Source organism: Streptococcus sp. 20925_1_22, from assembly GCF_041431685.1.
Taxonomy (GTDB): domain Bacteria; phylum Bacillota; class Bacilli; order Lactobacillales; family Streptococcaceae; genus Streptococcus.
Genome location: NZ_JAPVYE010000002.1, coordinates 389,912 through 402,576 on the forward strand (window position 1 = coordinate 389,912; position 12,665 = coordinate 402,576).

Here is a 12,665-nt window from a genome sequence, read left to right on the forward strand (position 1 = left end):
AACTTTAAATCACTGCTTGAAGACACGCATTGCGAGTTAATATTCAAAGAAGTTTGCTAGTTCTAGTCCAACATTTACAAAACATACAAAACAACCGCGAATCATTTGATTCGCGGTTGTTCTTTATAGTTTCTCGTTGACATAGCGGACGAAGTCATTCCACCAGACCTTGAAGAAAATACTTTTTTCCACCTCTTGGCCTGCCACCATTGTGACAGAGGGTGCTTTGTTTTCCAGATAGCCTTGGCCGATCGGTTCAGGGTCGGTATAGGTCAAGGTGCCGAGTTCAGTATTTTTTTTCAGCGGAGCTTGGAATCCTTTTTCGTTGGTAGAAAATTCCACCTTGTGTTCCGCCTGATTGGCGATGCGCTCAATGATAGTAAAGTCCTTACTTGCAACAGCTGGCACGGTCTTTTGCTTGCCGTCAATAACGGTTGAATGGCTTTTATTGTAGGCTTCCCCCTCAGCCACAATGGTCGTTTGAGTGAAGTTTTGCGAAACATAGTTCATCAAAGAGGCCGTGGCTACAAAGCGTGCGTAGGGGTCACCGTCAGTTTGCTCAACGTCCAGCACAACAGTAATCATGCGGATACCATTTTCAGTAGTCGTTGCAACAAAGGAAGATCCTCCCTTCTCCGAACTGCCGGCTTTGAGTCCGTCTACACCTGAGCGGAAGTTGGACTGGTTTTCCAGCATGAAGTTATAATTTTCCAGACTCGTCCCCGCAATTTTGGCCGTGGACTTGGACGTGATGTCTGTCACTTGAGGGAAGTCCATAATCAGATGCCGGCTGATAACAGCCAAGTCGTAGGCGCTGAATTTGTTTTCAGTGTCCTTGCTTTTTTTAGCTGTGCTAGCTGAGGCAGTATAGCCTGTTTCTTCAGATGCGTATTCCACAAGAAGAGTATTCAGCCCGGTGGAGTTCACAATAGTAGCATCTGTGATTCCCCATTCTTTGAGCTTGGCCTTCATCATTTGGACGAAATTTTCTTCGCTGCCCCCAACCTTCTCAGCCAAGGCAATCGTGGCACTGTTGGAGCTGGACATCAAGGAAGCGGCAATCAAGTCCTTGACTTTGTAACGTTTGGCTTCCAAAGGGACATTACTGATATTTGGATTCGCTGTCAGATTGTAGGCGTAGTCTGAAATATCAACATAGGTATCGGCAGTCAGATCTCCTCTGTCAATGGCTTCATAGACCAGATAGACGGTCAAAAGATTGGTAATAGAGCCAACTTCAATCGGAGTATTAGCATCTTTTTCGTAGAGAATCTTTCCGGAAGTAGCGTCTACAGCCATTGCACTCTTAGCTGCAATGTTGAAATCATCTGCTGCAACCTTGCTGGCGGTCATTCCGACCAAAACTAGTAAACATAGGAATAATCGTTTCATTTCTTTCCCCTAAAACAAGATATAACCATTGTATCATAAAAAGCTCTTTTCTTTCACAAATGAAGGATAATAAAAATATTACAGAATAGATGTAAAAAGGCGCTGATATTGACTTTAAACGCATTTTTATAAAGTTTAGCATAGAAAAATATGACAATAATTAAAAAATATTTGAAATAACACAGTTTATAAGGCTGAAAAATAGAAAATTATTACTTTTTTACATAAAGCGTTTACTTTTTTAGAAAAATATTGTATAATAATACAATATACTGAATTGAGAAGGAGAATGCTCATGAAAAAATCTAAATGGTTGGCCATTACTGGACTGACAGTCGTGTCAACACTGATTTTAGCTGCTTGTGGAAACTCTAGTGCCAGCAATACCTATTCTTATGTCTATTTGAGTGACCCTGATACTTTGGACTATGTCAATTCAAATCGGGCTACTACGTCCGATGTTATTACAAACTTGGTGGACGGCCTTTTAGAAAATGATAAATATGGCAATTTGGTTCCATCTATTGCGGAAGACTGGACTGTTTCAAAGGATGGTTTGACCTATACCTATAAGCTTCGTAAAGATGCTAAGTGGTACACATCAGATGGTGAAGAATATGCAGAGGTTAAAGCACAAGACTTTGTAGCAGGTTTGAAGCACGCGGCAGATGAAAATTCTGAAGCTCTTCCTATCGTCCAAAGCTCTATCAAAGGCTTGGATGCCTATGTCAAAGGAGAGTCTAAAGACTTCTCAACAGTTGGAGTAAAAGCAGTTGATGACCACACGGTCGAATACACGCTCAACCAGCCAGAAAGCTACTGGAACTCTAAGACGACCATGGGGATTCTGTTCCCCATCAATGAGGATTTCTTGAAGTCACAAGGCAAAGATTTTGGTACCGTAAAACCTTCTTCCATTCTTTATAACGGACCTTATGTTCTGAAAGCATTCACTTCTAAGTCTGTCATTGAATATGCTAAAAACCAGAACTATTGGGATAAGGACAATGTCAAGGTTGAAAATATAAAACTGACTTATTTTGATGGTTCGGATCAGGAATCCTTGATCCGCAACTTCTCAGACGGGGCTTATTCTCAAGCACGGCTTTACCCTACGAGCTCTAACTATGCTTCTGTAGAAAAGCAGTACAAAGACAATATTATTTACACACCACAGAATTCAACTAGTTTCTATTTTGCTTTCAATCTGAATCGTAAGACTTATAATCATTCGTCTAAGACATCAGATGCTCAAAAGGCATCAACTACAGCTGCTATTCAAAATAAAGACTTCCGTCAGGCAATCAACTTTGCCTTTGACCGGACATCTTTTGGAGCTCAGATGAATGGTAAAGATGGGGCGACTAAACTCATCCGTAGCTTGCTAGTTCCTCCTAGCTTCGTGCAGGTTGATGGCAAAGACTTTTCAGATGTAGTAGAGAGCAAACTTCCTACATACGGTGATGAGTGGAGCGGTGTCAAACTGACAGATGCCCAAGACAGCATCTACAATGCTGATAAAGCCAAGGCGGAATTTGCCAAGGCAAAAGAAACCTTGCAAGCTGAAGGTGTAGAATTCCCAATCCATATTGACGTCCCTGTCGATCAGTCTGACAAGGTTTTGGTACAACGGACGAATTCCTTCAAACAGTCTGTCGAATCAGCGCTTGGCCAAGAAAATGTCGTTATTGATGTTCAGCAAATGTCAACAGATGACTTTGATAATTCTGCCTACTTTGCAGAAACAGCAGCTCAGAAAGACTACGATCTCAACATGTCTGGCTGGTCAGCAGACTACCAAGATCCATCAACTTATCTGAATATCTTTAACCCTGAAACAGGTGATGCTGCAGATAATATTGGTATAGAAAAAGGGAAAAATGCTGATGTGGCAAATAAGGTTGGCTTGAATGAATACAAGGCTTTGCTGGATGAAGCTGATCAAGAAAAACAAGATACAGATGCTCGTTACACCAAATACGCAGCAGCTCAGGCTTGGTTGACGGATAGCTCCATTGTTATTCCTAGTGTTTCTGGTGGTGGTTCACCAGTCGTTCAGAAGGTTGTGCCATTTACCAAGTCTTACTCTTATGTCGGAATCAAAGGAGATGCCTATGTCTTTAAGAACATGGAGCTCCAAAATGATATTGTTACAGCTAAAGACTATGAAGCGGCTCTTAAGAAATGGGAAAAAGAAAAGGAAGCATCCAATAAAAAAGCCCAAGAAGACTTAGAAAAACACATTAAATAAGGTTCTGAACCGCGAGCTTTTGATTCTTTATAAACAGTTTGGAATCAAAAGTTTGTGAATACGATAAAGCGAGACTGAGACATTTTGTCCCAGTCTCTTTTTTATATGACTCTCCATTACATTGAAGCGTTTACATCCTGTCGCAGAAGTGCTATAATGAAAGTAATCTTAATGAAAACTGGAGGAAGTTTATGAAAACATCTAAGTTAGCTGCAGCTGCTGGGCTTGTCATTCTCTCTGCAGGAATTTTGGCTGCCTGTTCGTTTGGCGGCTCCAATTCATCTGGGAAAAACTATAGCTATGTTTATACGGCAGATCCAGATACGCTGGATTACACTGTGTCCAATAAGCGGGCAACCAATGAGATTATGGCTAATGTAGTAGATGGTTTGCTGGAAAGTGATAAGTATGGTAACTTAGTGCCTTCTCTAGCGGAAGATTGGACTGTTTCAAAAGATGGTCTGACCTATACTTATAAGCTTCGTAAGGGAGTGAAATGGTATACTTCTGATGGTGAAGAATATGCAGATGTGACTGCTAAGGACTTTGTGACCAGTCTTAAGCATGCTGCTGACAGCAAGTCTGATGGTCTCTATATCGTTCAAAAATCCATTAAAGGCTTGGACGACTATGTCAATGGTAAAATAACTGACTTCTCCCAAGTTGGTGTTAAGGCGGTGGATGATTCTACTGTTCAGTATACTTTGAATCAGCCAGAAAGCTTCTGGAATTCTAAGACAACCATGGGGATTCTTTTCCCAATCAATGAAGAATTTCTGAAATCAAAGGGTGACAAATTTGCTCAGGGGACAGATCCAACCAGTGTTCTCTATAACGGTCCGTTTATCTTGAAATCTATCACCTCGAAATCTCAAATTAGCTTAGAGAAGAATCCTAACTATTGGGATAAGGAAAAGGTGAAAATTGATACTGTCAAATTCTCTTACTATGATGGTCAAGATACAGAATCTCTGGTGCGTGGCTTCTCTGACGGCAATTATACCATCGCTCGTCTTTTCCCAAATAGCTCCAACTTTGCCAGTGTGAAGAAACAGTACGGCGACAATATCGTCTACACTCCTCAAGGTTCAGGAACCTTCGTCGTTACAACTAATATTGACCGTCAGTCTTACGAGCATACCTCCAAGACAACAGATGCACAGAAATCTTCCACTAAGAAAGCACTGCTCAATAAAGATTTCCGTCAGGCTCTGCTTTTTGCCTTTGACCGTACTGCCTATTCTGCCCAAACCAATGGCGAAGAAGCAGCAGACAAGCAGCTTCGTAATACCTTTGTTCCGCCAACCTTTGTTCAAGCTAATGGTAAAGAGTTCGGCAGCATTGTAGAAGAAAATCTGGCTAGCTACGGTGATGAGTGGAAGGGAGTCAAATTAGACGACGCTCAGGATGGTCTTTATAATCCAGAAAAAGCCAAGGCAGAATTTGCCAAAGCTAAGGAAGCGCTGCAGGCAGAAGGAGTGGAATTCCCAATCCATCTGGATATTCCAGTTAGCTCAGCAGATACCAATGGCGTTAAGAGTGTTCAGTCATTGAAGCAGTCTATTGAAGCCAATCTTGGCTCTGACAATGTAGTAATTGATATTCAGCAGATGACAGATGATGAGTTGAATAATATCACCTACTTTGCAACCTCTGCATCCCAAGAAGACTGGGACTTGAATAATAATCTTGGCTGGAGTCCAGATTATAACGATCCATCTTCTTATCTGGAAATCACTGGCTCTAAGACTGGTGAGAATGTTGACAGCTACTTTGGTTTTGACCCTGGAACAGATAATGCAGCAGCTAAAGAGGCCGGCTTTGAAGAGTATGACAAGCTCTTGGAAGACGCAGCTGCGGAAAACGAGGATATTAACAAACGTTACGAAAAATATGCTGCAGCTCAGGCTTGGCTGACAGACAGTGCTCTGTTGATGCCAGCTTGGTCATCTGGTGCAACACCAAGTGTCCGTAAGGTTGTTCCATTCTCAGGGCCATTTGCTTGGACTGGAAACAAGGGCGAATACAGTTTTAAATATGTTGAAATCCAAGATAAACCAATAACGACTAAAGATTATGAAAAAGCGCGTGAAAAATGGGCAAAAGAAAAGGAAGAATCCAATAAAAAAGCTCAAGCAGAACTCGCAGAACATATCAAATAAATCAAGAAAATCCCATTGTAGCAACAGTGGGGTTTTTGATGATTTGAGAGATAGAATAAGCGAGTTTGAGCTTGTCTAATCCTATATAGCAAACATGCAGGAAGCCTGATTACATAAACATCTTAGGGTGTTAGTGAGCTAACTTAATATTCTGAAAATTTATTTTACTTTTAGTACTATCTATGCTATAATCTTAATTAAATCTAAAAATCTAAAAGATGGAGAAACCCATATGAAACAAAGCAAAGTCCTTGCGTTAGCAGGAGTTACTCTTCTTGCGGCTGGCTTTCTTGCAGCTTGCTCAGGCTCTAAGCCAAACACAAAGTCAGGCAGCTCAGACTCTTCTAACACCTTTAATTATATCTACGAGACAGATCCTGAAAACTTGAACTATCTCACTTCAAGCAAGGCTGCTACAACAGACTTGACTGCCAATGTCATTGACGGTCTTTTAGAAAACGACCAATATGGAAACTTAGTTCCTTCAATGGCAGAGGAATGGACTGTATCACCAGATGGGAAAACCTATACTTATAAGCTTCGCAAAGACGCTAAGTGGTATACTTCCGAAGGTGAAGAGTACGCAGATGTTACAGCAGAAGACTTTGTTACAGGTCTTAAGTATGCGGCAGACAATAAATCTGAAACAATCTACTTGGTTCAGGATTCTGTCAAAGGGCTTAAGGACTATATTTCTGGGAAGATTGATTTCTCAGAAGTAGGGATCAAAGCAGTCGATGATCATACCGTTGAGTATACTCTTAATGAGCCAGAAAGCTTCTGGAATTCTAAAACTACAATGGGAATTCTCTACCCAGTAAACAAAGACTTTTTGAAAAACCAAGGTGATAAGTTCGCTCAAGCAACTGATCCAACAAGCTTGCTTTATAACGGACCTTTCTTGCTCAAATCATTGACTTCAAAATCTGAAATTCAATTTGAGAAGAATCCTAATTATTGGGACAAAGAAAATGTTCACGTAGATGCAGTGAAACTCTCTTTCTATGATGGACAAGATCAAGGGAAACTAGCTGATCAGTTCAGTCAAGGTGCTCTGACAACAGCCAGACTCTTCCCGACTAGTGCGACTTATGAAAAGGTTGAAAAAGACTTTAAAGATAATATCGTTTATACACCTCAAGATGCCTCAACTTTCTTAGTAGGTACAAACATTGATCGTCAGTCGTACAACCATACTGCTAAGACATCAGAAGCTCAAAAGACTTCAACTAAGAAAGCTTTGCTTAACAAGGACTTCCGCCAGGCTTTGACCTTTGCCTTCAATCGTGAGTCCTATGCTTCTCAGATTAATGGTAAGGACGGAGCAGACAAACTTCTTCGTAACCTTTACATCCCACCTACATTTGTGCAGGCTAGTGACAAGTCCTTCGGTGACCTAGTTAAGGAAAAAGTAGTAACTTATGGTGACGAATGGAAAGATGTGGACTTCTCAGATGGTCAAGATGGTCTCTATAACGAGAACAAAGCAAAGGCTGAATTTGCTAAAGCAAAAGAAGCTTTGAAAGCTGATGGAGTAGAATTCCCAATTCATCTGGACATTCCAGTTGATCAAACAGCTACTTCTAAAGTACAACGTGTTCAATCCCTCAAGCAGTCTATTGAAAAGACCTTAGGAAAAGATAATGTTGTAATTGATGTTCACCAATTGTCTAAGGATGAAGTGACTAACATTACCTTGTTTGCTCCTTCTGCTGCTGAAGAAGACTGGGATATTTCAGATAATGTCGGCTGGTCTCCGGACTATCAAGATCCATCTACTTATCTAGATGTCATCAAACCTGGTGGTGAAAACACCAAGACCTTCTTAGGATTTGATGGCACAGATAATGCCGCAGCGAAACAAGTTGGTTTGGATGAATATACCAAGCTGGTTGACGAAGCGGGTGCAGAAAAGCAAGATTTGAACAAGCGATATGAAAAATATGCGGCTGCTCAGGCTTGGCTGACTGATAGTGCTTTGTTGATTCCGGTAACTTCTAGAACCGGCCGTCCAACCTTGACTAAGGTAGTGCCTTTCTCAGCACCGTTTGCTTGGTCTGGTGCTAAGGCGCGTGAAGCAGCAAGTTATAAGTACATGAAATTGCAGGATGAGCCTGTAACGACAAAAGATTATAATAGCGCTCAGGAAAAATGGAATAAAGAACGTGCGGAATCTAATAAAAAAGCTCAAGAAGAATTAGCAGACCACGTGAAATAAGCTTGCTAAGAGAACTTTCTCTAATAGAGGAGAAAGTTCTTTTGGAATTTAAAGGAAACGATAAATGAAAAAATATATTTTTATGCGTATCTTACGCTCAATTGTGTCGATTTTCTTGGTGACGACCCTGACTTATGCCATTATCTATACTATGGTGCCAAGAAGGTTGATTTTCAAGCAGGATCCTAACTATAATAAAATAGCGACTAATAAAGATAAAAAGACTAACTATGAAAACACCATCTTTGAGCGGATGGGTTACATTGACTATTATGATACTAAGGAACTGCAGGAGAAAGCCAGCAAGGAAGATTCTTCTGTTACCACAGAAGCTACTGAAGCAAACGAGAAGATTTATCAGAAGTATGTTGATAAACTTGGTAATGGTTGGAAATTGCAGAAATTCCCACTGAGCGGAGAATTCTACGCTGTACGCGAAGTACCTGTGTATGAACGTGTCTTTGAGTTCTATGCTAATTTGATTCAAATCGACCATCCAAATGTTATCCAAGATGAGGAAAATCCAAACCTAGAGCGTTATATCCGGTTTGAAAATGATCCTTCTGTTGGCTGGTCTCTTGTGGGTTCAGGTACCAAGCATAAGTATCTGCTTTATTTTAATGGTCAGTTCCCATTTGTCCACCAGAACTTTATTACCTTTAATTTAGGTAATTCTTATCCAACCTATGCCAATATCCCTGTTCTGCAGGTTATTACGCAAGGACAAGGACAAACTAAGTCTTCTGAAGTTCAATTCCCAACAGGCAAAAAGACATCGTCTGTTAATATTTATTCTCGTACTTACAAGACGCCAAGCAAAGCCGATTCACAGGACATTGCTAAGTTTGGTAAGGGAGATGCCTATACAGCGACTCAAAGCAACTATCAAAATCCTTCCATGATTACCAGCTCAGCCATTATTGGTTTGATTGGTGTGGCTCTGTCTTATCTGATTGCTATTCCGCTCGGATCCTACATGGCTCGACTCAAGAATACATGGTTTGATAGCATTTCTACAGCAGGCTTGACCTTTATGATGTCACTGCCAACCATCGCCTTGGTCTACATTGTCCGTTTGGCGGGGTCTGCCGTTGGTCTTCCAGATTCCTTCCCAATCTTGGGAGCGGGAGATTGGCGTTCTTATGTTCTGCCAGCTGTTATTCTAGGGCTTTTGAGTGCTCCTTGGACAGCTGTTTGGATTCGCCGGTATATGATTGACCTTCAGTCTCAGGATTTTGTCCGCTTTGCACGTGCTAAGGGTCTCTCAGAAAAAGAAATTTCTAACAAGCACATCTTTAAAAACGCTATGGTGCCGCTGGTATCCAGTATCCCGGCTTCAATTGTCGGAGTTATTGCTGGTGCAACCTTGACAGAAACAGTCTTTGCTTTCCCTGGTATGGGTAAGATGTTGATTGATTCCGTTAAGGCATCCAATAACTCTATGGTTGTTGGTCTTGTATTCATCTTCACATGTCTGTCTATCTTTGCCCTCTTGCTGGGTGATATTCTGATGACTGTACTGGACCCACGTATCAAGTTAACATCAAAAGGAGGTAAATAATGGCTACAATTGATAAAAGCAAATTCCAATTTGTCAAACGTGACGATTTTGCCTCTGAAACGATTGATGCTCCAGCCTACTCTTACTGGAAATCAGTCATGCGTCAATTTCTGAAAAAGAAATCAACCATTACTATGCTGGGAATTCTGATTGCCATTATTCTCATGAGCTTCATTTATCCTATGTTTTCAAACTTCGACTTTAATGACGTGAGTAAGGTAAATGACTTTAGCATGCGTTATATCAAGCCAAGTGCCCAGTACTGGTTTGGAACAGATAGTAATGGTAAGTCTCTCTTTGACGGTGTTTGGTTTGGTGCCCGTAACTCTATTCTCATTTCGATTATTGCGACAGTTATTAATCTGGCGATCGGAGTTATCATCGGCGGTATCTGGGGAATTTCCAAAACAGTCGACCGTGTCATGATGGAAATCTACAATATCATTTCAAACATTCCAGCCCTCTTGATTGTCATTGTCTTGACCTACTCTATCGGTGCTGGTTTCTGGAATCTTATTTTTGCCATGACGATTACTGGTTGGGTCGGTATTGCTTATACTATCCGTGTGCAGATTATGCGCTATCGGGATTTGGAATACAACCTTGCCTCTCGTACTCTTGGTACACCGACTCTCAAGATTGTTACGAAGAACATTATGCCGCAGTTGGTATCTGTTATCGTGACTACCACTTCACAGATGCTGCCAAGCTTTATCTCTTATGAAGCCTTTCTGTCCTTCTTTGGATTAGGTCTTCCTGTAACAGTGCCAAGTTTGGGACGCTTGATTTCAGATTATTCTCAAAACGTGACGACCAATGCCTACCTCTTTTGGATTCCGCTCACAACCTTGATTTTGGTATCCCTCACTTTCTTCGTAGTTGGGCAAAACTTAGCCGACGCCAGCGATCCACGTACACATAGATAGGAGTAAATATGACAAAGAATGAAAATGTAATATTGACTGCTCGCGATATTGTCGTGGAATTCGATGTTCGCGATCGTGTCTTAACCGCCATTCGTGGAGTCTCACTGGACTTGATTGAAGGTGAAGTGCTGGCTATTGTTGGTGAATCTGGTTCAGGTAAGTCTGTATTGACCAAGACCTTTACTGGAATGCTAGAAGAAAATGGCCGTGTAGCTCAAGGAACCATTGATTACCGAGGCAAAGATTTGACGACTCTTCGTAGTAATAAGGATTGGGAGCCGATTCGTGGTGCAAAAATTGCGACTATTTTCCAAGATCCGATGACGAGTTTGGATCCCATTAACACCATTGGGAGCCAGATTACAGAAGTCATTATTAAGCACCAAGGAAAATCAGCCAAAGAAGCTAAAAAAATGGCCATTGACTACATGAGTAAGGTTGGGATTCCAGATGCGGAAAAACGTTTCGAAGAATATCCTTTCCAATACTCAGGTGGTATGCGTCAGCGGATTGTTATTGCTATTGCTTTGGCTTGCCGTCCTGATATTCTTATCTGTGATGAGCCGACAACGGCCCTTGATGTAACGATTCAAGCGCAAATCATTGACTTGCTCAAATCCTTGCAGCAAGAATATCATTTCACAACCATCTTTATTACGCACGACCTTGGAGTTGTAGCTAGTATTGCAGATAAGGTTGCAGTTATGTATGCTGGTGAGATTATCGAATACGGTACAGTTGAAGAAATCTTCTACGAGCCAAAACATCCTTATACATGGAGTTTGCTGTCCAGCTTACCTCAGCTAGCAGATGCAAATGGTGCCCTCTACTCGATTCCTGGAACGCCACCGTCTCTTTATTCACCAATCAAAGGGGATGCCTTTGCTTTGCGTTCTGACTATGCCATGTCAATTGACTTTGAAGAAGCAGCGCCGGCTTTCAATGTATCTGAGACTCACTGGGCTAAGACTTGGTTGCTCCATGAAGATGCGCCTAAGGTTCATAAGCCAGAGATTATCGAAAACCTACATGAAAAAATTCGTTCAAAAATGGGCTTCAATCAATTAGAAGCTTAGGAGGAAGGAAATGACTGAAAAATTAGTTGAAATTAAAGATTTAGAAATTTCCTTCGGCGAAGGAAGTAAGAAATTTGTAGCAGTAAAAAATGCGAATTTCTTCATCAATAAGGGGGAAACTTTCTCTCTTGTAGGAGAATCAGGTTCTGGTAAGACTACTATTGGTCGAGCTATTATCGGACTTAATGATACCAGTGCCGGTGATATCTTCTACGAAGGCAAAAAGATTAACGGGAAAAAATCAAAAGCAGAAGAAGCGGATTTGATTCGTAAGATTCAGATGATTTTTCAAGACCCAGCTGCCAGTCTGAATGAACGTGCAACGGTTGACTATATCCTTTCTGAGGGGCTCTATAATTATCACTTGTTTGATAGTGAAGAAGACCGTCAAAGAAAAGTCAAAGATATCATCAATGAAGTCGGCTTGTTGGCTGAGCATTTAACTCGCTATCCTCATGAATTCTCTGGTGGACAGCGTCAGCGGATTGGGATTGCTCGCGCTTTGGTTATGAAACCAGATTTCGTAATTGCTGATGAGCCTATCTCAGCCTTGGATGTATCTGTCCGAGCTCAGGTCTTGAATCTTTTGAAAAAATTTCAAAAAGAGTTGGGTTTGACCTACCTGTTTATTGCCCATGACCTTTCGGTAGTTCGTTTTATTTCTGATCGTATCGCCGTGATTTACAAAGGTGTCATTGTAGAGGTGGCAGAGACAGAGGAGCTGTTCAACCATCCTGTCCATCCTTACACACAATCCCTGCTCTCAGCTGTTCCAATTCCAGATCCAATCTTGGAGCGTAAAAAAGTGTTGAAGGTCTATGATCCTGAACAGCACGATTATTCTGTTGATAAACCAGAAATGGCAGAGATTCGTCCAGGACACTATGTCTGGGCCAATAAAGCTGAACTCGAAAAGTATAAACAAGAACAAGAATAGAAAAAATGTCCGCAAGGGCATTTTTTACGCCTTTAAAAAGATAGAATGTAGGTCAATTTACCATCCTCAAAGGTATGTAAAACTATTCACCAATTTAAAAATAATAATTTTTTAATTTTTTTCAAAAAAGGTATTGACAGTT

The 12,665-nt window shown here is 41.1% G+C and carries 8 protein-coding genes; 7 read left to right on the forward strand and 1 reads right to left on the reverse strand.

Annotation, left to right across the window (positions count from 1 at the left end):
- Nucleotides 1-123: 123 nt before the first annotated feature.
- On the reverse strand, nucleotides 124-1,392 hold the full coding sequence (pbp3, locus tag O3621_RS04420; RefSeq protein WP_314450236.1) for a D-alanyl-D-alanine carboxypeptidase PBP3: 1,269 nt from the start codon (nucleotides 1,390-1,392) through the stop codon (nucleotides 124-126).
- A gap of 295 nt (nucleotides 1,393-1,687) precedes the next feature.
- Here pbp3 and O3621_RS04425 point away from each other — a divergent pair, with 295 nt between their 5' ends.
- The 7 genes from O3621_RS04425 to O3621_RS04455 all read left to right on the forward strand — a co-directional run bounded on the left by O3621_RS04425 (nucleotide 1,688) and on the right by O3621_RS04455 (nucleotide 12,523).
- Entirely contained in the window at nucleotides 1,688-3,643 is a 1,956-nt protein-coding gene (locus O3621_RS04425; protein ID WP_032911845.1) for a peptide ABC transporter substrate-binding protein, read from the forward strand.
- 191 nt (nucleotides 3,644-3,834) lie between these two features.
- Nucleotides 3,835-5,805 carry a peptide ABC transporter substrate-binding protein gene (locus tag O3621_RS04430; protein ID WP_314450233.1) on the forward strand — a complete coding sequence of 657 codons (1,971 nt, stop codon included), beginning with the start codon at nucleotides 3,835-3,837 and terminating at the stop codon, nucleotides 5,803-5,805.
- Nucleotides 5,806-6,037: 232 nt separating this feature from the next.
- The gene (locus O3621_RS04435; RefSeq protein WP_311154948.1) at nucleotides 6,038-8,023 is read left to right on the forward strand and encodes a peptide ABC transporter substrate-binding protein; all 1,986 of its coding nucleotides are present in this window, start codon (nucleotides 6,038-6,040) and stop codon (nucleotides 8,021-8,023) included.
- A 64-nt stretch (nucleotides 8,024-8,087) separates the two neighbouring features.
- Complete coding sequence (locus tag O3621_RS04440) at nucleotides 8,088-9,584, forward strand: ABC transporter permease (RefSeq protein WP_004192144.1); 1,497 nt, start codon at nucleotides 8,088-8,090, stop codon at nucleotides 9,582-9,584.
- Nucleotides 9,584-10,510: an oligopeptide ABC transporter permease OppC gene (gene oppC, locus O3621_RS04445; RefSeq protein WP_002898857.1), complete on the forward strand. Its 927-nt coding sequence runs from the start codon at nucleotides 9,584-9,586 to the stop codon at nucleotides 10,508-10,510. Before O3621_RS04440 ends, oppC begins: the two co-directional genes overlap by 1 nt.
- A gap of 8 nt (nucleotides 10,511-10,518) precedes the next feature.
- Entirely contained in the window at nucleotides 10,519-11,586 is a 1,068-nt protein-coding gene (locus O3621_RS04450; protein ID WP_176798400.1) for an ABC transporter ATP-binding protein, read from the forward strand.
- 10 nt (nucleotides 11,587-11,596) lie between these two features.
- On the forward strand, nucleotides 11,597-12,523 hold the full coding sequence (locus O3621_RS04455) for an ATP-binding cassette domain-containing protein (protein ID WP_311154946.1): 927 nt from the start codon (nucleotides 11,597-11,599) through the stop codon (nucleotides 12,521-12,523).
- Nucleotides 12,524-12,665: the final 142 nt, after the last annotated feature.